The 20,724-nt window shown below is 71.4% G+C and carries 21 protein-coding genes and 1 tRNA gene; 11 read left to right on the top strand and 11 right to left on the bottom strand.

The features are described from left to right. Nucleotides 1–139: 139 nt before the first annotated feature. Both Air01nite_RS13630 and Air01nite_RS13625 read right to left on the bottom strand, forming a co-directional pair. Nucleotides 140–463 carry a hypothetical protein gene (locus Air01nite_RS13630; protein WP_203702498.1) on the bottom strand — a complete coding sequence of 108 codons (324 nt, stop codon included), beginning with the start codon at nucleotides 461–463 and terminating at the stop codon, nucleotides 140–142. A 159-nt stretch (nucleotides 464–622) separates the two neighbouring features. Then, a tRNA-Arg gene (locus Air01nite_RS13625) sits at nucleotides 623–694 on the bottom strand. A 504-nt stretch (nucleotides 695–1,198) separates the two neighbouring features. Here Air01nite_RS13625 and Air01nite_RS13620 point away from each other — a divergent pair. Then, complete coding sequence (locus Air01nite_RS13620; RefSeq protein WP_203702497.1) at nucleotides 1,199–1,465, top strand: hypothetical protein; 267 nt, start codon at nucleotides 1,199–1,201, stop codon at nucleotides 1,463–1,465. A gap of 29 nt (nucleotides 1,466–1,494) precedes the next feature. Here Air01nite_RS13620 and cpt read toward each other — a convergent pair whose 3' ends face one another. Next, on the bottom strand, nucleotides 1,495–2,031 hold the full coding sequence (gene cpt, locus Air01nite_RS13615) for a chloramphenicol phosphotransferase CPT (RefSeq protein ID WP_203702496.1): 537 nt from the start codon (nucleotides 2,029–2,031) through the stop codon (nucleotides 1,495–1,497). 122 nt (nucleotides 2,032–2,153) lie between these two features. On the opposite strand from cpt, the gene Air01nite_RS13610 reads away from it, so the two are divergent. The 3 genes from Air01nite_RS13610 to Air01nite_RS13600 all read left to right on the top strand — a co-directional run bounded on the left by Air01nite_RS13610 (nucleotide 2,154) and on the right by Air01nite_RS13600 (nucleotide 5,114). Continuing rightward, nucleotides 2,154–3,521: a CoA transferase gene (locus Air01nite_RS13610; RefSeq protein ID WP_203702495.1), complete on the top strand. Its 1,368-nt coding sequence runs from the start codon at nucleotides 2,154–2,156 to the stop codon at nucleotides 3,519–3,521. Between the two features lie 102 nt (nucleotides 3,522–3,623). Next, the gene (locus Air01nite_RS13605) at nucleotides 3,624–4,460 is read left to right on the top strand and encodes a DUF4097 family beta strand repeat-containing protein (protein ID WP_203702494.1); all 837 of its coding nucleotides are present in this window, start codon (nucleotides 3,624–3,626) and stop codon (nucleotides 4,458–4,460) included. Between the two features lie 12 nt (nucleotides 4,461–4,472). After that, complete coding sequence (locus Air01nite_RS13600; protein ID WP_203702492.1) at nucleotides 4,473–5,114, top strand: CatB-related O-acetyltransferase; 642 nt, start codon at nucleotides 4,473–4,475, stop codon at nucleotides 5,112–5,114. Here the strand turns inward: Air01nite_RS13600 and Air01nite_RS13595 are convergent. Then, entirely contained in the window at nucleotides 5,099–5,677 is a 579-nt protein-coding gene (locus Air01nite_RS13595; protein ID WP_203702491.1) for a TetR/AcrR family transcriptional regulator, read from the bottom strand. The genes Air01nite_RS13600 and Air01nite_RS13595 overlap by 16 nt on opposite strands. A gap of 87 nt (nucleotides 5,678–5,764) precedes the next feature. Between Air01nite_RS13595 and Air01nite_RS13590 the strand changes: the two genes are divergently transcribed. Then, nucleotides 5,765–6,778 (top strand): aldo/keto reductase, encoded by a 1,014-nt coding sequence (locus Air01nite_RS13590; RefSeq protein WP_203702490.1) that lies wholly within the window; start codon nucleotides 5,765–5,767, stop codon nucleotides 6,776–6,778. A 50-nt stretch (nucleotides 6,779–6,828) separates the two neighbouring features. Further along, on the top strand, nucleotides 6,829–7,743 hold the full coding sequence (locus Air01nite_RS13585; protein ID WP_203702489.1) for an NADP-dependent oxidoreductase: 915 nt from the start codon (nucleotides 6,829–6,831) through the stop codon (nucleotides 7,741–7,743). Here the strand turns inward: Air01nite_RS13585 and Air01nite_RS13580 are convergent. Next, nucleotides 7,740–8,363, bottom strand: a complete 624-nt coding sequence (locus Air01nite_RS13580; RefSeq protein WP_203702488.1) for a gamma carbonic anhydrase family protein — start codon at nucleotides 8,361–8,363, stop codon at nucleotides 7,740–7,742. The genes Air01nite_RS13585 and Air01nite_RS13580 overlap by 4 nt on opposite strands. 5 nt (nucleotides 8,364–8,368) lie before the next feature. Next, a complete protein-coding gene (locus tag Air01nite_RS13575; RefSeq protein ID WP_203702487.1) occupies nucleotides 8,369–9,328 on the bottom strand; it encodes a helix-turn-helix transcriptional regulator in 960 nt (319 codons plus the stop codon). Nucleotides 9,329–9,392: 64 nt separating this feature from the next. On the opposite strand from Air01nite_RS13575, the gene Air01nite_RS13570 reads away from it, so the two are divergent. The 3 genes from Air01nite_RS13570 (at nucleotide 9,393) to Air01nite_RS13560 (ending at nucleotide 12,061) form a co-directional block, all read left to right on the top strand. Beyond that, the gene (locus Air01nite_RS13570) at nucleotides 9,393–9,848 is read left to right on the top strand and encodes a hypothetical protein (protein WP_203702486.1); all 456 of its coding nucleotides are present in this window, start codon (nucleotides 9,393–9,395) and stop codon (nucleotides 9,846–9,848) included. Nucleotides 9,849–9,916: 68 nt separating this feature from the next. Beyond that, nucleotides 9,917–11,599 carry an NAD(P)/FAD-dependent oxidoreductase gene (locus Air01nite_RS13565; protein WP_203702484.1) on the top strand — a complete coding sequence of 561 codons (1,683 nt, stop codon included), beginning with the start codon at nucleotides 9,917–9,919 and terminating at the stop codon, nucleotides 11,597–11,599. A gap of 42 nt (nucleotides 11,600–11,641) precedes the next feature. Further along, nucleotides 11,642–12,061 (top strand): protease complex subunit PrcB family protein, encoded by a 420-nt coding sequence (locus tag Air01nite_RS13560; protein ID WP_203702482.1) that lies wholly within the window; start codon nucleotides 11,642–11,644, stop codon nucleotides 12,059–12,061. A gap of 363 nt (nucleotides 12,062–12,424) precedes the next feature. Here Air01nite_RS13560 and Air01nite_RS13555 read toward each other — a convergent pair whose 3' ends face one another. After that, complete coding sequence (locus tag Air01nite_RS13555) at nucleotides 12,425–13,111, bottom strand: hypothetical protein (RefSeq protein ID WP_239090701.1); 687 nt, start codon at nucleotides 13,109–13,111, stop codon at nucleotides 12,425–12,427. Nucleotides 13,112–13,301: 190 nt separating this feature from the next. Here Air01nite_RS13555 and Air01nite_RS13550 point away from each other — a divergent pair, with 190 nt between their 5' ends. Next, nucleotides 13,302–13,904: a helix-turn-helix domain-containing protein gene (locus Air01nite_RS13550; protein ID WP_239090700.1), complete on the top strand. Its 603-nt coding sequence runs from the start codon at nucleotides 13,302–13,304 to the stop codon at nucleotides 13,902–13,904. Continuing rightward, nucleotides 13,904–16,240: a VIT domain-containing protein gene (locus Air01nite_RS13545; protein WP_239090699.1), complete on the top strand. Its 2,337-nt coding sequence runs from the start codon at nucleotides 13,904–13,906 to the stop codon at nucleotides 16,238–16,240. Before Air01nite_RS13550 ends, Air01nite_RS13545 begins: the two co-directional genes overlap by 1 nt. Here the strand turns inward: Air01nite_RS13545 and Air01nite_RS13540 are convergent. The 4 genes from Air01nite_RS13540 to Air01nite_RS13525 all read right to left on the bottom strand — a co-directional run. After that, the gene (locus tag Air01nite_RS13540) at nucleotides 16,237–17,679 is read right to left on the bottom strand and encodes a sulfite exporter TauE/SafE family protein (protein WP_203702478.1); all 1,443 of its coding nucleotides are present in this window, start codon (nucleotides 17,677–17,679) and stop codon (nucleotides 16,237–16,239) included. The genes Air01nite_RS13545 and Air01nite_RS13540 overlap by 4 nt on opposite strands. Then, nucleotides 17,676–19,007 carry a tetratricopeptide repeat protein gene (locus tag Air01nite_RS13535; RefSeq protein WP_203702477.1) on the bottom strand — a complete coding sequence of 444 codons (1,332 nt, stop codon included), beginning with the start codon at nucleotides 19,005–19,007 and terminating at the stop codon, nucleotides 17,676–17,678. Before Air01nite_RS13535 ends, Air01nite_RS13540 begins: the two co-directional genes overlap by 4 nt. After that, entirely contained in the window at nucleotides 19,004–19,609 is a 606-nt protein-coding gene (locus Air01nite_RS13530; protein ID WP_203702475.1) for a class F sortase, read from the bottom strand. Before Air01nite_RS13530 ends, Air01nite_RS13535 begins: the two co-directional genes overlap by 4 nt. Before the next feature lie 94 nt (nucleotides 19,610–19,703). After that, nucleotides 19,704–20,724 (bottom strand): DUF4331 domain-containing protein (locus Air01nite_RS13525; protein ID WP_203702474.1); only part of this gene is annotated, 1,021 nt, incomplete at its 5' end.

Genomic DNA, 20,724 nt, shown 5'->3' with positions numbered 1-20,724 from the left:
CGGCCACCCGACCGCGGTATGGGTCAACGAGCGCAAGCTCACCGATGTCGTGTCCCACTTTTTCAACACCCACGTGCTTGGGCCCGACCGGATCAAACTCGTCGCCGCAAGCCTGCCTGCGGCCGCAACGCACGCCGCCTCAGCTCACCGCCAGGCGGAGATCGTCTTGGAACGGCGTGTCGCCGAGCTCGAAACCGCAGCCGACAATCTGCTTCGTGCCCTGGAGACAAATGCTGACGCGGATGGCCATTTCTTCGGGCGTATGAACCGCCGGGTCAAGGAGCTTGATCGAGACATGGCAGAGGCGGCGAGCGCCCTCGCCGCACACCGTGCGGCCGCGCCTGAACCGCCGACCAACGATGTCTCCCTGCTCGACCTGCTGCCGCTGGTCGAGGTCGATCTCAATGAGCTGGCGGCGGACCGCCTCCACAGGTTCCTCGACGCCTTCCGGGTCGAGATCCACTACGACCACCGCAGTCGGCGGGCGACTCTCAAGGCGGAGATCAGCGGACAACTGATCGAGGAACTGGCCCGGGTGGCGAACTGGGGACAGCCACGATCGGAACGTGGAAATAAGGAGAGCGCAAACGCTGGCGACACCGCAGTGCGCAGTTTAAGGATGTGCCCCCGGCAGGATTCGAACCTGCGCTCCCGCCTCCGGAGGGCGGTGCTCTATCCCCTGAGCTACGGGGGCTCAGCGACCGGGAAAGAGTACCAGGGTTCCCACCGGGTGGGTGTTTGGGCACCCGGGAGGTGCCGCGGTGGGGGTCCGACCTGCAGGCGAAGCTGTCCCTTCAGCGGATGCGCCGGGTGTCAGCCGCCGAGAAGCATGTGTCGTCCGGGCATTCATGGCGGCTGGAGGATCATGCGTTGGCGGCCCGCGCTTGCACTTGCCGCGTCGGCGGTGGGTGCTGTGCTGTTCTTTGGGGCCGGGCCGGCCTGGGCTGATCAACCACCCGCTGCGTCCGGGGCCGGTGCTCGACGGGTCGAGGTCGTGCGGCCCGTGCCGCATGAACCCAAGCGGGTCCACCCCGCCGCGCGGAAGCCGCCCGGCACGTTGGGCGACGCGTCATCCCGACGGAGCGTTGCGGCTTCGCCGCCGCTCGCTCGGCCGCAGCCGGCGCCGCCGGGCGCCCGGTCGCAGCCGCCCGCAGGGCCGCGGCTGGCGCCGACCGCGACGAGTGGTCCGCGTGGGTCCATGCGGGCGGTCATTCAAGCCGTCGGCGACGGTCGGTCCGTTGCCAATCGGGTGGCGCCGCCCGCAGAAAAGAGCGGCGCCGCGGTCGTGCCCAGTGGTGGGCCGTCCGCGCCTGGCACCGGCGGCGGCGACGGCAGCGGGAATGACGCTCGGGCGACCGGCATGGCCGTCGGCACCGTCCTGCTCGTCGGCGTCGGGCTGATCGCGGCGGGCGTCGCGCTGGTCGGCCTCCGCAACCGCCGCGACACCGTCGACCACGGCCAGTAGGTGCACCGAGAGAGTGGCTGACGTCGGAGTCACCGCACGTATCCCTGCGTGAGGTGGGCCGCGATCGTGTGGGCGCAGGTCAGCGACTCCAAATGTGTCGTGTCCACCTCCAGGTCATAGGCCACGCCCTGGTGGACCACCTCCGCTTGGGACGCGGCCATTCCTGGTGTTCGGTCGCCTCGGGCCAGTTCGCGGCCCGCGGCCACCTCACCGTCGCAGCGCACGCCGACCCAGAGCACCGACAGATCCCCCAGGGCCTTCTGCCACCGCTGCTGTGAATAAGCCCCACCCAGAAAGACCTCGTCCACGATGACCCGGGCGCCCGCGCGCGCCATCGCCGCGACGCCCTCGATCCACGCCGCCTCCAGCGAACGGAACTTCGGACTGACAGTCACCGAGCCGTCGGCGCCGAAATCGATGCCCGACCCCGACGCCGGCAGGGCGTCGACGAAGGTGTCCGTGCCCACCGCCAACCACGGCTCAGGCAGCACCGCCTGCAGGCAACGGACGATCCCCGACTTGCCCGAGCTGGACCCACCATTGAGCACGATCACCTCAATTGCCACACCGCCACCGTACGGGGCGGCCCGCCACCGACAGAGGGATGATGGCCACGGGGGGCGAGAGCATGGAAACAACCGGCGCGCGCAGTCTTCGTAACGGTGAGTTGCGGCCACTGGCAGACCTCATGCGGCAGGTGGGGATCGAAGCGCATTTCTCCGGTGACGCGACCATCCTCGGGTCGGATCCCGTCATCCGGTCGCCGCATCGGCTCGCGGAAGCGTCCTGCACCGCGCATCTGCTGATCGCTGCCGCCGGTGCCGCCATCTGGGAACGACGCGGCGGCGCACCGACCGACATCGCCATGGACGTCGTCCATGGGCTGCATCACCTGCATCCGACGCATTTCGTCGAGCAGGCCGGCTACTCCAGCAACGTCGGCGCCGAGTTCGTCGACGTCAACGGCGTCTTCGAAACCCGTGACGGCCATTACGTCATGCTCGAAGCCGGGCCCCCGTACCAGAAATTGCTCAATGGTTATCTGAACTTCTTCGACTGCGGCAACAAGAAGGCGTCCTTCGCCCGCGAGGTCGCCAAATGGGACTCCGACGATCTGGTGCGGGCCCTCTCCGACGCCGGTCTCCCCGCCTGCCGCGAACGCACGCGCGAAGAATGGCTGGCGCACCCACAAGGACAGGCGCTCGCCGGGGTGCCGCAGATCGAGATCACGAAGATCGCCGACGGCGATCCGGTCCCCTTCACCTACGACCCCGATTCACCCCTCGACGGTGTACGCGTGCTCGACTTCACGCACGTCCTCGCCGGCCCCCGCAGCGCAAGGACGCTCGCCGAGTACGGCGCCGACGTGCTGCACATCAGTTCACCTTGGTACGCCGACACGCTCGCCCAGCATCTCGGTGTCGACGCCGGCAAGTACGACGCGTATCTCGACCTCCGGTACGACGACGACATGGCGACCATGCGGCGGCTGGCCGCCACCGCCGACGTGTTCGCCTGCACGTACCGGCCGGCCGTGATCGAGCGTTTCAACCTGCAGCCCGAAGCGCTGGCCGCCGACAGCGAACGCGGCATCGTCTACATGTCCGCCAACGCCTACGGGCACGAGGGCCCCTGGCGGCACCGGCCCGGGTTCGACCAGAACGGGCAGGTGACGTCCGGGTTCGCGCTCGAGGAAGGGCTGGGCGGCCCGCCGAAGTTCTCCCCGGTCTTCTACGTGGCCGACCTGATCACCGGCTACTGCGCGGCCGCCGGGATGATGGCGGCCCTGCTGCGGCGGGCCACGGAAGGCGGCTCGTACCAGGTGAAGCTGTCCCTGACCCGCAGCGTCATGTGGGTGCAGGCGCTCGGCCTGCTCGACGTCGCGGCGCAGGGCGACGTGCCCGAGACCGACACCTACCCGGCGGACACGGTCGAGATCGACACGACCTACGGCGCCGTGACCTTCCTGGCGCCACCGGTCACGTTCAGCAACCTGACCCTGCCGACCACGGACCGCCTGGTGCCCTACGGCGGAGACCCGGCGGCGTGGCCGTAGCGGAAAGGCGTGTCAGCAGCGTGTCAGGTCGGTGGCGGACCCGGCGCCGATGGTTGTCCCACGGCACACCGCCGACGGACGACGAACGAGGAGAACGCCGCCATGCCCAGCTTCGCCACCCCCGAGCCCATCGCCGCCACCGTCGAGGTCGCCGGCGCCCACGTGCGGGTCGTCGCAACCGACCGCGCCGACACCGTGGTGACGGTCGAGCCCATCGACGCCGCCAGCCGCAAGGACGCCAAGGTCGCCGAGAAGACCAAGGTCGACTTCGCCGCCGGCCGACTCTCGGTCAAGACCACCACCTCGGGCGACAAGGCGGGCTCCGTCGCCATCACGATCGACCTGCCGGCCGGGTCCAGCCTGGCCGCCTATCTCGCGCATTCGGACATCCGGGCCGACGGGGTTCTGGGCGACAGCGACCTGCACATGGCGTCGGGCCAGGTCCGGCTAGACCGCGTGAGCGCGCTGCGGGCCAACATCGCCTCCGGTCAGGTCGCGGTCGGCCACGTCGCCGGGCGCGCCGACGTCGACGGCGGGGCGTTCGACCTGCGGATCGGCGAGGTCGAGGGACCTGCCGCCGTCGAGAACTCGGGCGGACGGGCGTGGATCGGCCACGCCCACGCCGACCTGAGCCTGCGCAGCGCGAGCTGCGACTTCGACGTCGACCGCGCCGACGCCGGCGTCACCGCCGGCACCGCCAGCGGCGGCATCCGGATCGGCCGGATGACCCGCGGCCAGGCCGACCTGTCCAACGGCTCGGGCAACATCGAGGTCGGGATCAGCGAGAACAGCACGGCGTACGTGGCCGTCAAGAGCGAGCGAGGATCGGTGCGCGACTACGTCTCGTCAGGTGGCGGCGCGAAGCCGTCCGGCGACGAGGTGACCGTCCACGCCCGTACCCGGCACGGCGACATCATCATCCGCCCCGCCGCCGACTGAGGAAGCGAGTCCATGACAGCCGACCCGAACGTCCTGCATCCCATCCCCGGCCAGCTGCGGGTGGTGCTGCTCAAGCCGCTGGTCACCTCGCCCTTGATCGAGGTCGGCGAGTTCTCCTACTACGACGACCCCGACGATCCGACGGCGTTCGAGACCCGGAACGTGCTCTACCACTACGGGCCTGAACGGCTCGTGATCGGCAAGTTCTGCGCCCTGGGCGAGGGCGTGCGGTTCATCATGAACGGCGCCAACCACCGCATGGACGGGCCGTCCACGTACCCCTTCCCGATCATGGGTGGTTCATGGTCCGAGCACTTCGACCTGATCACGGGTTTGCCCGCCCGGGGCGACACGGTGGTGGGCCACGACGTCTGGTTCGGTTATCGCGCCATGGTGATGCCAGGTGTACGGATCGGCAGCGGCGCGGTCATCGCCTCCGGCTCGGTTGTCGTCGACGACGTGCCCGACTACGGCATCGTCGGCGGCAACCCCGCCCGGCTCATCCGCCGCCGCTACAGCGACGAGGACGTGGCCCGCCTGCTGGCGCTCGCGTGGTGGGACTGGCCGGCCGCAAGCATCACCGCGCACGTCCGCACGATCATGTCCGGCACCGTCGACGACCTCGAGGCCGCGGCGGCTCAGCTGTCCTCGTAGGCCACCGCGTCGAGGGCCTTGCGGAGATACGGCGCCAGGTGTCGCGCGTCGGTCAGGGCCTCGTCGTGCAGCACGTTGCGCATGAGTTGGACGCCCGCACAGATGGCGATCAGGAGCGCCGCGCGGCCCGCCCGGTCGTCGGCGCCGGGCAGGCCCTCGGCCAGCTCCCGCTGGTAGTGGCGCTCGACGTGCTCGCGCATGATCTCCGCCGCGCGCGGGTTGGCGGCCGAGCGCAGCGTGAGGATCATGCCGTCGCGGGCCGGCGGTGCGGCGGTGAGCAGCTCCGTTGCCGCCTCGGCGGTGTGCTCGGGCGTCATCAGCAGCGTCTTGGCGAACAGCTCGTCGACCACCTCGGCGAACAGCTGCTCCTTGGAGCCGAAGTAGCGGGTGATCAGACGGGCGTCGACGCCCGCGGCACGGGCGATGTCGCGGGTGCCGGCGCCGTCGTAGCCGGACCGGCAGAACAGGTCGGCGGCGGCGTCGAGGATCGCCCGCCGACTCGCGGCGGAGTCGCGCCTGGCCGGTTCGCGGGCGTCGCGGGCATCGGAAGTGGTGCTGGTCACCCCGCCAGGTTAGCCGTTCGGCTTGCGATGTCCCCAGGTGCGGACATAGTGTCCTCAGGTGAGGACAAACTTCATCGGAGGGACGACATGACCATTCCGGTTCGCTATCTGGGTCCGGACAAGCTGGCCGTCGGCGCGGTCGGTTTCGGGGCGATGAGCTTCCTCAACCCGTACGGCCAGAGCGGCTACGACCCTCGGCAGGCGGCCCGCGAGATCGTCGACCAGGCGCTCGCCAGCGGGGTCACCATGATCGACACCGCCGACGGGTACGGCGACAGCGAGATCATCGTCGGTGAGGCGGTGGCCGGCCGGCGGGACCAGGTGGTGATCGCCACCAAGTTCGGCATCGTGGAGGCGCCGCACGGCACCGGCACCGCGCGGATCGACGGCTCGCCGGCCTACGTGCGCCGGCGGATCGAGCGGTCCCTGCGGCGCCTGGGCACCGACCACGTCGACATCTACTACATCCACCGGATCGACCCGAACACGCCGATCGAGGAGACCGTCGGCGCGATGGCCGACCTGGTCCGCGAGGGCAAGGTGCGCCACCTCGGCGTGTCCGAGGCCCACCCCGACACGCTGCGCCGGGCGGTGGCGGTGCACCCGATCACCGCGCTGCAGACCGAGTGGTCACTGTGGACACGCGACATCGAGCGCGAGATCCTGCCGGTGACGCGGGAGCTCGGGATCAGCGTGGTGCCATACAGCCCGCTCGGCCGGGGCGCGTTGACCGGTGCGATCGCGTCGACGGCCGACCTGCCGGCGAACGACTTCCGCCGCGGCATCCCGCGCTACTCCGACGAGAACCTGCGGCAGAACCTGAGCACGGTCGACGTGGTGCGGCGCATCGCCGGTGAGCTCGGCGCCAAGCCCGGGCAGGTCGCGCTGGCCTGGCTGCTGGCCAAGGCGCCGGACGTCGTGCCGATCCCGGGCACCAGGCGGGCGGCGTACGTGGCCGAGAACGCGGCCGCGGCCGAGCTGAGGCTCACGGCCGAGCAGGTGGCGGAGCTGGACGCGCTGCGCGTCGTCGGCGATCGGGAGATGGCGACGGCACAGCGCGCCGACAACTGGTTCGACGGCCGCACGCCGCCGCTCCACTGACCGTCCACTGTGATCTTTTGCTGCCGCGCCTTCACGTCCATACTGGACCGATGTATGGAGTGATCGTCGCTGAGCTTGGTGGACCCGACGGGCTGCGAGTGGCCGAGTTGCCCGATCCGGTGGCGGGTGCGGGGCAGGTCGTGGTGCGGGTGCGGGCCGTCTGCGTGCAGCCGGCCGACATCGCCGCCCGGGTCGGGATGATTCCGGGCGGGCCGGTGCCGCCACCCTTCCTGCCCGGTTGGGACATCGCCGGTGAGGTCGCCTCGGTGGGTGCCGACGTCGCCGACCTGACGGTGGGCGACCGCGTCGTCGGGATGATTCCCTGGTACCTGACCCGCGGCACACCCGGTGGGTACGCCGAGTACGTGGCGGCCGACGGGCAATGGTTGGTCCCGCTGCCGGACGGGCTCGACGTCGCCTCGGCCGCGACGCTGCCGCTCAACGCGGTCACGGCGCACCAGGCGCTGGCGATGCTCTCGCTCGACGAGCCGTCGACGGTGCTGGTCACGGGCGCGAGCGGCGGCGTCGGCGGGTTCGCGACCGAGTTGGCCGTGCGGCGCGGCCATCGCGTGCTCGCTCACGCCACCCACGACGACGAGGCGTGGGTCGGCGCGCTCGGTGCGGCCGAGGTGATCCCGCGTTCCGCCGACCTGGGCACGGTCGGGCCGGTGGAGGCCGTGCTGGACGCGGTGCCGCTCGGCGACGCGGCGCTCGCGGCCGTCAAGGACGGCGGCGCGGTCGTGACGACCCGGCCGACACCGCCGGCCGATCCGAGCCGCGACGTCCGCCAGCACCTGCAGCTCATCCACCTCGACCGCGACGTGCTGGCCGAGTTGGTGGGTCAGGCGGCCGCCGGCGAGCTGCGCACCCGGGTCGCGGCCACGATGCCGTTGTCCGAGGCCGCGGAGGCGCACCGGCTCGTCGAGGCGGGCGGCGTACGCGGGAAGATCGTGTTGATTCCCTAAAGAACTTCGTCGTCGGCGTGTGCGCCGAACTCCGCGACCCGGACTTCGGCGCTGCGCTCGTACCTGCTGATCCGGTCTGTCCATTGTGCATCGACGCCGAACGCCACAGCGGCGAAGCCGACCTGGCGGATCGCGTCGGGCACCTCGGGGCTGCCGGGCGGCAGCACGCGGGCCGGGTCGCCGACCGCGAGGTTGTGTGGCGGCACGAAGAACTCGTCGGGCAGGACGGTGCGGGCGTGCACCAGCCCACCGACGGCGACCACCGCTCCCGCGCCCAGCCGGGCCGTCTGCAGCACGGTGGCGGCGGTGCCGAGATAGGCGCACCGCCCGATCTCGCAGCCGAGCAGCGTCGCGTGTGGACCCACGAAGACGTGGTCGGCGAGGACCACGGGCTGGTCGGTCCCGGTGGCCGCGGACGCCCGCAGGACCGCGTTCTCGCAGATCACCGTGGCTTCGCCGAGCTCGATGTGGGAACCCTCGGCGTCCAGCACCGCGCCGTACATCACCCGCGCCCGCGGGCCGACCCGCACGTCGCCGACCAGCGTGGCCGTCGGCGCGACGTAGGCGGACTCGTGCACGCGCGGCTCGTTGCCCCGATGGCGGATCCTGATGCCCTGCATAGCCGTCATCCTGCCAGCTCGTAGAGCGTGGCGAGGGTGCTGACGGTGGCCCCGATCCGGGCCCGCAACGACTCGGGCCGCAGCACCTCGGCCTGCGCGCCGAGGCGCAGGAACGCGCCTTCGGCGTGGCTCTCCGACTCGATCGGGACCGTGGCCAGTGTCCAGCCGTCGGGCTGGACCTCGCCGGCGGTGGCCGCCTCGGCGACCGCGCGACCCATCAGGTGCGGCAGCCGCGGCAGTGCGGCCGGCGCGAACCGCACGACGGCCGTGCCCTGGTGCAGGCGGGTCCGGAACGCCACGACGTGCTCCCGCCAGTGCCGCGCGAGGTCGAAGCCCAACGGCCACTCGAACCGCTCGGGCAGCACGGCCAGCTCGAGGATCTGGTTGACCTTGTAGGTGCGCACGTCGCCGTCGGTGGCGGCCACGAGGTACCAGGTGCCGGCCTTGAGCACCAGGCCGTACGGCGCGAGCCGTCTCGACACGACGTCGGACCACGTCTCGTAGCGCATCGTGATGATCTGCTGCTCCCACACGGCTTCGGCGACCGCACTGAGGTGATCGGCTTCGTCGCCGTCCTGGTACCAGCCGGGCGCGTCGAGGTGGAATCGCTGCCGCATCCGCGCGGACCGCTCCCGCAGGGCGTCGGGCAGCGCGGCGTCGAGCTTGAGCTGGGCCGCGGCGACGGCTTCCGCGAGCCCGAGCGCGGCGGCGGCGCCGGGCAGCCCGGTCAGCACGAGCCCGCGGGCCTCGTCGGCGGTGAGGCCGGTGAGCTGGGTGCGGAAGCCGTCGACGAGTTGGTAGCCGCGCGCGTCCGCGTACACCGGAATGCCGGCGGTCCCGAGCGCGACCATGTCGCGATAGACGGTGCGCACGGAGACGTCGAGCTCGTTGGCGAGCGCGGTCGCGCTCAACCGCCCCCGGCTCTGCAGCAGGAGCACGAGGGACAACAACCGATCGGCGCGCATGGCCGAATTCTGCCGGCGACCACTGACAAAAGATGTCAGGTGTACGGCCCTAGCGTCACTGCTCATGACGAACACCGACTTCGAATTCCTCACGGGCCACTGGACGAGCCGCCAGCGGCGACTGACGAAGGTGCTGGCAGGACAGGATGAGTGGTACGAGTTCGCGGCGACCCTCGACTGCCAGGTCCTGCTGGACGGCACGGGCGTCTTCGACGTGCTGCGCGCCCCGGAGCGCGACCTGGAGGGGCTGGCGCTGCGCCTGTACGACCCGGCGGAGCAGGTCTGGCGCATCTGGTGGGCGTCGAAGACGAGCGGCGGCCAACTCGACAACCCGGTGGTGGGCCGCTTCGACGGCGGTGTCGGCCGCTTCGAGTGCGACGACACGTGGGAAGGTCGCCCGATTCGCGTCCGCTACGAATGGAACAAGACGGATCCGGCCCACCCGACCTGGCAGCAGTCCTTCTCGCAGGACGGCGGCGAGACCTGGGAAACGAACTGGACGGCCACCTTCAGCCGGTAGTGATGTCGACCGCGCCGGCTCTTCCATGTCCGGCGCGGTCGCCTTTTGCCTGGCGTAAAGTTGACTGCGTGTCTCGTCCGGTGCTTGTCGCCGTAGATCAGGATGCGGGCGCACTTCGTGATGTCGAGCGGGAGTTGCGCGACCGCTATGGGCGGCATTACCGCGTCATGAGTTTTCACTCGCCGCAGGAGGCGCAGGCCTGCCTCGAAGACCTTTCCGATTCTGGCGACGAGGTCGCGTTGGTCCTTTCGGGACAGCGGCCGTCCGGAGCGACCGGCATCGAGTTGCTGGACGCGGCGCGTCGCCTTCATCCCCACGCGAAGCGCGGACTTGTCATCGCGTGGGGCGATTGGGGCGACCCGGAGACGGGCCAGGCGATCTTCGACTCGATGGCCCGCGCCCGCATCGACCATTACGTGCTGCGGCCGTCGGAGCCACCGGACGAGGCTTTTCACCATGCGATCTCGAGCTTGCTGCTCGGGTGGGCCGACGCGCGGCGCGCGCTGCCCTACACGATCCACATCGTCGGCGAGTCCTGGTCCGGCAGGGCTTATGAGCTCCGCAACCTGCTTGGCCGCTGCGCGATCCCGCACTCGTTCTGCCTGGCCGACTCGAACGAGGGACGCACTCTGCTCGCTGATGCGGATGCCCGGGAACCGCTCCCGGTCGTCATCTTTCCCAACGGGAAGGTCCTGACGGACCCCAGCAACGTCGACCTCGCAACGGCGGCCGGCTCCGCCGTCAACCCGGACCGGATCGATTTCGACCTCGTCATCGTCGGCGCGGGACCGGCCGGTCTGTCGGCGGCCGTTTACGGCGCTTCGGAAGGGTTGCGCACCCTGGTCGTCGACGAGGGCGGGATCGGCGGCCAGGCGACATCAAGCTCACTGATTCGCAATTACCTCGGCTTCCCCCGAGGTGTCAGCGGTCGGCGGCTGGCTCAGCGGGCGTACGACCAGGCTTGGATCTTCGGAGCGAACTTCGCGTTCATGCAAAGAGTGACGCAGTTGCGGCGCGAGGGCGACGGACTTGCCGTCACCCTTTCCGACAGCGGCCGCGTACGCGCCCGCGCGGTGTTGATCGCGACGGGCGCCGACTATCGCCGGCTGGGCGTCCCGACCCTCGAGGCGTTGAACGGCGCGGGCGTCTTCTACGGCGGCCCGATGTCCGAGGCGCCGGCGATGGTCGGTCGTGACGTCTATGTGCTCGGGGGCGCGAACTCGGCCGGGCAGGCGGCCGTTTATCTCGCTCGCTACGCGAGACGCGTGACGCTCGTGGTCCGGGCCTCGTCACTCGCCGCCGGGATGTCGCACTATCTGGTCCGCGAGGTGGAGGCGACGCCGAACGTATCGGTCCGCCTCGGCACCGAGATCGTCGGCGGCGGTGGCAGCGGGTCGTTGGAGCGTCTCGTGCTTCGTGGCGTTGCCGAGGAGACCGTCGACGCGGATGGGCTGTTCGTGATGATCGGTGCGCGCCCGTTCACCGAGTGGCTGCCGCCGGAGATCGACCGGGATGCGCAGGGCTTTCTCCTTACGGGTGAGGACGTTCGTGCGTGGCCGCTGGCTCGCCGCCCGTTCCTCCTCGAAACGAGCATGCCGGGAGTCTTCGCGGCGGGCGACGTCCGCCACGGTTCGGTGAAACGCCTGGCATCAGCGGTCGGCGAGGGCTCGATCGCGATCCAACTCCTCCACAACCTGTTCGCCACGGACCTGCCGCATGCGGGCGCGCGTGTGCGGAATCCACGCCCGTGATCGTGGCGGGGGCGTCGTCTCGTTAATTGCTACGGTTCATCGATGGTCGGTCCCGCTGCTTCGCCCATTGCATTTCGCAGCCTGTTCCTCGGCTGCGCGCACTCCATCGACAGCTCCTACCCGGAAGCCGGGCTCTTCCTGGTGCGCACCGAAGATGAGTGGGTGGGGCGCTGGACGACGATGACGAGCGGCCAACGCCCCGCTCCGCAGGTCCCAGCCGTCGACTGGGCATCCGAGCTGGTGGTGATGCTGGCTCTTGGTTGGCGTCCGACGGGCGGCTACTCGGTGATCATCGAGCAGGTGGCCGTCGGGGAAGGCCATGTGCGAGTGAGCGCCTGGGAGAACAGGCCTTGGGGCTTTACGACGCAGGCCATCACGTTCCCAGTTCACGCCGTGGCCGTGCCCGCGCACGACGTTTCTGATGATCTTTATCTGGTCCAGCGGATCACCACAACGGAGTAGAAGCCGGCCTTGCGCGGCGCGGTCGTGCTCCGCGCCGGGTAGGGCGACATCTCGATCGCCGCCGTTGGCGGCGTCTCAGCGAGTCTGGGCACGGGCACCGGCTACGGCCGGATCAGCAACGCCCTCAAGAACGACGCAGCCGCCGAACTCGACATCCGCGCCACCGCCTCACACGGCGACATCACCGCCCACAGCCTCTAGCAAGCGACCAGCCGCGCCCACCGCGACGAGATCCCGTCCGTCGCGGTGGGGCCCGCGTGGATCACGGCCGATGCGTTCGGCCGTTTACAGCGTTCTGGGCGAACCTACGCCGGCCACGCCAACGATTGGCGGGAGTGGATCGGGGACGAGGGCGCGACGACGTCAGCCGCCGCGCACAGAGGGCTGAACGGTCCAGTAATGAGCGGCGGCCGCTGGCACCGAGCCGACCGCGAGGACCCACTCGTCGCCGAGCGTCCCGACTACGAGGTCGCTGTTCTCGAATCGCAGCATGAGGCCGCCGCAGACCCCGGCGCCGTCCTGCCCGACGATCACGGCGGCGTCGGTGAGCCGGCGCCCGATGAACCCGGAAAGCACGTCCGGACGTTGTGCCGGGCCGACCCTGGTCTCTCCGTACTCGTCCGCGCCGTAGGAACGGTAGGGGTTCTCCTTCGCGAGCAGGAGTTGATCGCCGCGGCCGTGCAGACCGACCGGCCCCGCGCGTTCGAAGAACAGCCAAGCGTGCAGCAGGCTCTCGGCGTCCGGCCCGCGTCGCCCCTCGTGCCAGTGCCGAGCCTCCGTAACGGCCTCGAGCCGTCGATCGACCATGTTCGTCAGCCACGACGCGACCATCTCGGGATCGGTGAAGCCCGCGTACGCCGCCCGATGCTCGACGCCTAGCGCCTGCCACACGGCGCGAGCCGCGGCCTCGTAGACGTCGCCTGTGCCGGTGTCGACTTCGGTGATGACCACATCGGTCACGGTCACCCTCGCCGCAGGACGGCCGCCCAGAGCCCATCGAGCGCCCAACTCCGCTTCCCGGCGGTGCTCCTCGGCGGCGATGGCGGTCACCTCTACCTCCGACCGGCTGGATGCCGCCACCTCGACGGTGACCTGAGCGAATCGCGAGGAACGATTCGTTTGCCGCAACAGACGGAAGGTCGTCACGGCATCGATGATCCCAGGCGGCCTTCTGACAGCTTTGTCCTCCTGAGGCCGGCGGGCTATTGACACTGTCATCTGACAGTGTCATGTTTGATGGGTGGTGAGCGCTGGGTGGACGATCGGTGAGCTGGCGTCGCGGGTGGCCGCGGCGCTCGGCGACGGCTATCCGGGCGCGCCCAACGGCCGGGTGCGGGACGTGCCCGACGCGCGGGTGATCCGGTGGTACGCCACGATTGGCCTGGTCGATCGGCCCGCGGCCATGCGCGGCCGGACGGCGCTCTACGGAGAGCGCCACCTGTTGCAGCTCGTCGCGATCAAGCAGCGCCAGGCGCACGGCAGGAGCATCGCCGAGATCCAGGTCGAGTTGGCCGGGGCCAGTGATGCGACGCTGCGGGAGATTGCGGCGACGCCGGACGCGTTACCGGCCGCGACCGCTGAGGCCGAACCTCAGCCCGAGCCGGCGGCCCGGGTCGCCCGGTTCTGGACCGAGCGGCCCACGCCGGCGCCGGCCGACGCCGAGACCGCGGCGGCCGCGCCCCCGCGGGCAGAGCCGGCGCTGCTCACGGGCGTGCCACTTGACGGCGGCGCGTTCCTGCTGCTGCCGGCGACGCCGGACCACGACGATCAGGCGGCCATCCTGGCCGCCGCCGGACCGCTGCTCGACCTGTTGTCCGCACGAGGCCTGCTGAGGAGCGAATGATGAACGCTGTCACACCGATGACCGAGGCCGAGCTGAGCCACGAGCGGGCCCGCAGCACCACGGGCGAGTCCGGGCTCGGCGCCCTGCGCACCGAGCGCGGCAACCTGCCGCTGGACCGGCTCGACCTGCGCGCCGACATCACCGGCCTGGTCAGCCGCATCGAGTTGACCCAGGACTTCCTGAACGTGCACGACCAGGCGCTCGAGGCCACGTACGTGTTTCCGTTGCCCGACCGCGCCGCCGTCACCGGGATGCGGATGGTGGCCGACGGCCGGGTCGTCGAGGCGAAGCTGGCCGAGCGCGGTGCCGCCCGCCAGCAGTACGAAGACGCGATCGCGGCCGGGAAGCGTGCCTCGATCGCCGAGGAGGAGCGGCCCGACGTGTTCACGATGCGGGTCGGCAACATCCTGCCGGGCGAGCGCGTCACCGTCACGCTCACACTGGCCGGGCCACTGTCCATGGAGGATGGTGAGGCGACGTTCCGGTTCCCGCTCGTGGTCGCACCGCGATACATCCCGGGCGCGCCGCTGCCCGGGCCCAGCGTCGGCGACGGTCACGCCGACGACACCGGCGCCGTGCCGGACGCCTCGCGGATCACGCCACCCGTGCTGCTGCCCGGGTTCCCCAACCCGCTGCGGCTTTCCATCGACGTCGGCGTCGACCCGGGCGGCCTGCCGTTGGGGGCGATCCGGTCCAGCCTGCACACGGTGGTCGAGGAAGGCGGGCGGATCCGGGTGCGACCCGGGGAGCGGGCAGACCGGGACTTCGTGCTGCGTCTCGCGTACGGCGCTCCGGACGAGTCGGCCGCGCTCCTGACGGTCGCCGACGCCGAGGGCGACGAGGGGACGTTCCAGCTGACCGTGCTGCCGCCGACCGGCGCCGGCACGCCCCGCCCGCGCGATGTGGTCCTGCTGCTCGACCGCTCGGGCAGCATGCGTGGCTGGAAGATGGTCGCCGCCCGCCGGGCCGCCGCCCGCATCGTCGACACGCTCACCGACGCCGACCGGTTCGCCGTCCTGGCCTTCGACCACACGGTCGACGAACCCGACGCGCTGCCGTCCGGGCTCGTCGCCGCCACCGACCGGCACCGCTTCCGGGCCGTCGAGCACCTCGCCAGCATGGCGGCACGGGGCGGCACCGAACTGCTGCCGCCACTTCGCCGCGGTCTCGGATATCTGACCGCCGCCGACGGCGAGCGCGACCGCGTGCTCGTGCTGGTGACGGACGGCCAGGTCGGCAACGAGGACCAGATCCTGCGCGAGGCGGCCGGCGACCTGGCCCGCGTGCGGGTGCACACCGTAGGGGTGGACCGGGCGGTCAACGCCGGCTTCCTCGGCCGGCTCGCCGCCGCCGGCGGTGGGCGCTGCGAGCTGGTGGAGAGCGAAGACCGGCTGGACGAGGCGATGGACAACATCCACCGGCGGATCGGCGCTCCCCTCGTGTCCGGTGTCTCGATCGCCGCGAACGGACTGTCGCCCGTCGACGACACGTGGACGCCCGGCCGCCTGCCGGACCTGTTCCCCGGCGTGCCGTACGTGGTCTCGGGACGCTATCGAGGCGCCGCGGCCGGCGGGCTCACCCTGCGGGGCACGACCCGGGACGGTAGCGCCTGGACGGTCACCGCCGACGCCAAGCCGAGCGACAACCCCGCGCTCACCGCGATCTGGGCCAGGGCACACCTGCGCGACCAGGATGACCGGTACGCCACCGCGAGCGGCCGCGACCTGACGAAGCTCGAGCGGCGGATCGTCGACACGTCACTGCGGTTCGGCGTGCTGTGCCGGTTCACCGCGTACCTCGCGGTGGACAGCCGAGTGGTCGCCGAGGGCGGCTCCGGCCACCGCATCATCCAGCCGGTCGAGCCGGCCTCCGGCTGGGACATGCTTGCCGCAGGGCCGGTGGCCATGAGGGGTGGGCCCCAGCGGTCGGAGACAGCTGGGTTCGACGGGTACACCACCCAGGCATTCACGCGGGCCGTTCCCGCCGCACCTGCTGCGGCTCCCGCCCCACCCGCCACCGTCGCGGGCGACCGGGCCGACCTGGCCGACCTGGCCGACCTGGCCGACCTGGCCGACCTGGCCGCGCGTGAGGCACAGCGGTTGCGTGACCTCACCGGCCGTCCGGCCTACGAGCGACGCGAAGCTCTCGAAGACCTCGGCAGCCGGCTGGCCGCCCTCGCCGTCGACGGCCCGCTGCGAATGCTCGCCGAGACCCTGCGGCCGGAGACGATCCGCAGCCGCCCGTTCGACGAGCTGTGGGCGTACGCCCTGGAAGTCCTGGACAAGGTCGCGAACGCGGAGCCGAAGCGCAGTTCGTCATTCTGGCGCCGCTCCTAGAGGACTGGGACCGCCGCGCGGATCACCAGGACCAATCCGACCAGGAGGACCAGGGCCGCGGTGATGAGAGGGGTGACGGTGGCGGCCCGGCCGGAGACGGTGTCGATCCGGTGCGCCAGGCGGCCGTGGACGTGGACCAGGAGGAGGCCCGTCGCGGTGAGGACGGCGGCCATGCCGACGCCGTAGGCCACCACCAGGAGGACTCCGAACCAACTGCGGCCCAGGGCGATGGCGCTGAGCAGCACGATGAGCGCGGACGGGCTCGGCACCAGGCCGCCGGCCACACCGAGGCCGACGAGGCCGCGCCGGCGGTGGTCGTGGGCGCCATGGCCATGGTGGTGGTGATGGTCCTGTCCGTGCGCGCCCACGGTGGCGAGGACCGGCGTCAGGGCCACGGCGGCCGGCCGGTTCACCGCGGATCGCAGCAGCGCCGCGCCGATCGCCGTGATGATGAGTCCACTGAGGATGCCGAGCCAACCCAGCACGGCTTCGCCGGCGATCGACGTGGCGGCGGTCAGCAGCAGGCCGAGGATGAGCACGCCGCCGGTGTGCGTGGCGGTGACCGTCGCGCCGACAGTGAAGGCATCGCGGTACGAACCCCGGCGGCCCGCGATGTAGGCGGCGATCACGGTCTTGCCGTGTCCGGGCAGCAGTGCGTGCCCGGCACCGAGGATCAACGCCAGCGCGATCGCGAGCAGGCCGGCCAACGGGGTGAGATGGTCAGCGCCCGTCAGGTCGTTGAGGCGGTTGCTCAGGCCGCCGAGCGCGCGGGCGACCGGACCGGACGAGTCGACGGCCGCTGCGGCGGCGGCGCCGTGCGCGGCGCCGTCCGCGGTGGTGCGCAGGGTCACCGATCGTTGATCCAAGGGCGAGGAGAGCAGGTCGTCCGGGTACGACCGCAGGGCGTCGCTGACGCTCGTGGTAGGCACCGGCGGGTCCTGCAGGCCGACCCCGGCACCGGTCGCGGTGATCTCGTGCCAGCCGATCCGGTCGGTGCGATATGCGTCGGTGAACCGGACGGTCGCAGCGCCGTGCAGGTCCGCCGCGACGGTCAGGCGGCACGACGTGCGCCCGGTGGCCAGGTTGGCCGCACCGGGTAGGTATTCGAAGGTGCTGCCCTCGACGCGCCAACCCAGCAGCCGACCGTCCACCTCGACCCGCACGGCTGCCGCCAGCGCCGCGCAGGTTCGCCGCGCGTAGTCCGCAAGCTCGCCGGCGTCGGTGACGCCGTCGCCGGAACGGTCGACGTCCGCGCGCTGCTGCAGCGTCGGGATCTCGGCCTCGTCGACGACCGCGGCGTCCTCGATCCGGTCGGGAAGCAGCCGCAACCCGTGGAAATGGTTGACGGTGAAGTTGCCGAGGGGGTGGGCCGACGCCGGTGCCGGTGTGAGGAGAAGCGTCGCGGCGGCGGCGGCCAGGACCGCCAGCAGGCGCCTCACGCCGGCCCGCCCAGCGAGTCCAGCAACGCCCGCGCGCGCGGCGCTTGCAGCGGGTCGAAGTGCGGGTTGATCCCCATCGCCGTGGTCAGGTCGGCGCGGGCCTTGTCGCGGTCGCCGAGCGCGGCCAGGATCGCGCCCCGGTGGTAGTACAGCGCCGCGTTGCGCCACCCGAGCTTGATCGCGGCGTCGGCATGGGACAGCGCCTCGTCGTCGCGGCCGTTGCGGTGCAGTGCCCACGCCAGCGTGTCCGCGGCCAGCGCGTTCGGGCGCGCCGCGAACTCGGCCCGGGCGTCGGTCAACGCCTCGGCCGGCTGGTCGTGGTCGGCGGCGAACCGGGCGGCGGTCAGCTTGTCGACGACCCCGTTCGCGGTGAACAGGGCCTGCGCGGCGTCCAGCAGGTCGTACTGCTGCCGGGCCTGGTCCGTGCGGCCGGCCGCGGTCAGCACGTCGCCGTACTCGGCCAACAGCTCAGGCAACGGCAGCGCCTGGGTGACCCGCGCGTAGTCGGCCAGAGCCTGCTCGGTGCGCCCGAGCGCGAAGGCGGCCTTGCCCCGGCCGGCATAGGCGAGCTGATAGGTCGCGTCGGCCGCGATCGCCTGGTCGTACTCCTTGAGTGCGCCGGCCTGGTCGCCGGCGTTGAACGCCAGTTCGCCGAGGTAGTAGCGGCAGAAAGCGACATCGGCGGGCGCCGCCGCGTCGTCGAGGGCCCGCTGCAGCGCATAGCGGGCCCGCGGCACGTCCCCGTGCAGCTCCAGGTCGTAGGAGGCGCGGGCGAACGCGGAGATGCCGGGCTCGACGTCGAGCATCCGCTGCACGGCGTCGCGGGCTTCCTGATAGGAACCGAGCTGCGTCAGCGCATCGACGATCACGCCCTGTGCGCTGCCCGCCGACGCATTGACCTTCTCCGCCTTGCGACCCCAGTCGAGGGCCGCCGGGAAATCGTGGCGCGCGTTGGCCAGCGCACCCATCCCCACCAACGCCTGCCAGTTCGTCGCCGACTCGAGCTCCAACGACCGGCGCAACGCGCCCTCGGCCTTGGGGTAGAACGCCGGGTTGCCGGTCACCCGGGCCTGCTGCACGTACGCCGAGCCGAGCGCGGCCCACGTCGACCAGTCCTTGGGCACGGTCCTGAGCCGCCGCTGCGCCGCGTCGATCGCGGACGCCAGCGTCGCGCCACCGACGTGCGAGTCGAGCGGGCCGGAGAGGGGGCCGGAGAGAGGGCTCGAGACCGGCCCGGCCGGCTCAAAGCCGCGGACGAAGATCGTGCCGACAGCGAGCACCGCACCGGTCAGCACGAGCACGGCCGGCAACCAGCGCCGGGGCCTCATCGGGGACCCCCGTCGAGGGTGGCATAGGCGACGAGATTGTCGCGGTACGCCCCCGCGGCCTGGTCGAAGTCGCCGGAGCAGGTGATCAGGCGCAGTTCCGCGCGGGCGCTGGCCGCGTACACCTCACCGCTCGGGAAGGTGTTCTTCGGATAGTCGGCCAACCGGTACACGGTGAACGTGCGGACCGCACCGTCGATGCCACTCACCTCGATCTTGCTGCCCTTCTTGAGCTCCCGGAGCCGGAAGAAGACGGCCGGGCCGGTTGCCGAGTCGACGTGCCCGGCGATCACGGCCGGCGGCCCGCCGGCGTCGCCGGGACTCGGGCCGCCCGCGTACCAGCCGGCGACCTGGTAGTCGGTCGGCACCTCGAGCGTCCCGTCGGCGAGCCGCCGGAGGTCGACCAGCGGCGACCGCACGCCGATCGACGGGATGCGCAACTGCGCTGGCTGCGCGGCGGCGGCCCGCACCGCGGCCACCCCGGCGGCGCTGGGCGCGGGCGGGGTCGCGACCGGCGGCGACGCCGGGTCGTGCGGCACGAGCCAGATCGCCAGCCCCGCGAGGCCCACGACGGTCAGCGTCACGAGCCAGGTGCGACGGAGCACGCCGGCACCCGTACCCGATGCGTCCAAAGCTCCTGCTCCTCCCGGTCGAGACGGTGCGGCGCGGCCTGGCTGGCCGCGCCGCACCCGCCGTGCGTCAGCGCGCGTCGAGCCACGCGTTGCGGCGGCGCAGCAGGACGAAGCCGCAGAAGATCAGGGCCGCCGCGCCGAAGCCGGCGCCGACCCGGGTCCAGTCGCCGCCCGCGGTGCCGCCGGCGCCACCGGGAACGCCGCCGTTCGGCATGCCACCGGCGTCGATCTGGTTGACCGCCACGTTGCTGGGCAGCGCGAGGTACGGGAACGTGTCACCGAACGGCACGTTGTTGACGTTGACCTTGTCGCCCGCGGCCAGTGCCGGCACCAGCTGCCCGGTCTGCGCCGCACCTTCGAACGCCTGCAGCGAGATGTCCACGACGTCGTCGGTCAGGCGCCGGCCGTTCGGGAAGCCCTGGTTGTCACCGCCCAGCACGCCCAACCGGTTGGGGTTCGCGGTCACCGGGACGCTCATGTTCAGGCGCAGCTCCTCGGCCGGCACGAACTTGCTCGGGTCGACGTCGCCGTTGAGGATCTGCGAGTTGAGGTCCGCCTGGATCGGCGGCGTCGAGCCGTCGAGGGTCGGTGCCTTCTTCGCGATGCCCGTCAGGTAGATCTCGACCAGGTCGTTACGCGGCGTCGCCGGGGCCGGGATGCCGTAGATCCCCTGGATCACCTGGGGCAGCTCCGGGTTGGTGACGCGCGCGACCAGCGCTGGGTTCTTCGCGTCGTCGGCCGGGGTGCTGGCGTTGAACGCGTCCTTCTGGTTCGCCGCCGGGACCAGCTCGTTGACCAGCGGGTTGCCCAGCCGCGAGACCTGCACCTGGTGGTCGCCGGCCTTGGGGTCCGCGACGTTCATGGTGTCCTTGGACGTCGCGCTCCAGATCCCGATCACCGGGTTCCTGGTCGCGTCGCCGTTGAGCGCCAGAGCCGTCTTGGGCACCTGCAGCGCGATCGACTGCACGTTGTAGCCCGCCAGGGTGTCCTGCCCGCGCTCGGACAGGTTGCCGCCGTAGATGAGGTCGAACACCCGCAGGTCCAGGAAGAACGGGTCCTCGGCCTGCCCGACGTAGCTCTTGCCGCCA

It is taken from the genome of Asanoa iriomotensis (genome assembly GCF_016862515.1).
Classification (GTDB): Bacteria; Actinomycetota; Actinomycetes; order Mycobacteriales; family Micromonosporaceae; genus Asanoa; species Asanoa iriomotensis.
The sequence above is the reverse complement of the archived record's forward strand: the minus strand, read 5'-3'. Positions and strand labels throughout refer to the sequence as shown.

Excerpts from the sequence above, each read along its gene's own strand:
- Air01nite_RS13620 (WP_203702497.1), top strand. The coding sequence starts at position 1,199 with ATGCGGGCGGTCATTCAAGCCGTCGGCGACGGTCGGTCCGTTGCCAAT.
- Air01nite_RS13610 (WP_203702495.1), top strand. The coding sequence starts at position 2,154 with ATGCGGCAGGTGGGGATCGAAGCGCATTTCTCCGGTGACGCGACCATC.
- Air01nite_RS13605 (WP_203702494.1), top strand. The coding sequence starts at position 3,624 with ATGCCCAGCTTCGCCACCCCCGAGCCCATCGCCGCCACCGTCGAGGTC.
- Air01nite_RS13600 (WP_203702492.1), top strand. The coding sequence starts at position 4,473 with ATGACAGCCGACCCGAACGTCCTGCATCCCATCCCCGGCCAGCTGCGG.
- Air01nite_RS13590 (WP_203702490.1), top strand. The coding sequence starts at position 5,765 with ATGACCATTCCGGTTCGCTATCTGGGTCCGGACAAGCTGGCCGTCGGC.
- Air01nite_RS13585 (WP_203702489.1), top strand. The coding sequence starts at position 6,829 with ATGTATGGAGTGATCGTCGCTGAGCTTGGTGGACCCGACGGGCTGCGA.
- Air01nite_RS13580 (WP_203702488.1), bottom strand. The coding sequence starts at position 8,363 with ATGCAGGGCATCAGGATCCGCCATCGGGGCAACGAGCCGCGCGTGCAC.
- Air01nite_RS13575 (WP_203702487.1), bottom strand. The coding sequence starts at position 9,328 with ATGCGCGCCGATCGGTTGTTGTCCCTCGTGCTCCTGCTGCAGAGCCGG.
- Air01nite_RS13570 (WP_203702486.1), top strand. The coding sequence starts at position 9,393 with ATGACGAACACCGACTTCGAATTCCTCACGGGCCACTGGACGAGCCGC.
- Air01nite_RS13560 (WP_203702482.1), top strand. The coding sequence starts at position 11,642 with ATGGTCGGTCCCGCTGCTTCGCCCATTGCATTTCGCAGCCTGTTCCTC.
- Air01nite_RS13545 (WP_239090699.1), top strand. The coding sequence starts at position 13,904 with ATGAACGCTGTCACACCGATGACCGAGGCCGAGCTGAGCCACGAGCGG.
- Air01nite_RS13535 (WP_203702477.1), bottom strand. The coding sequence starts at position 19,007 with ATGAGGCCCCGGCGCTGGTTGCCGGCCGTGCTCGTGCTGACCGGTGCG.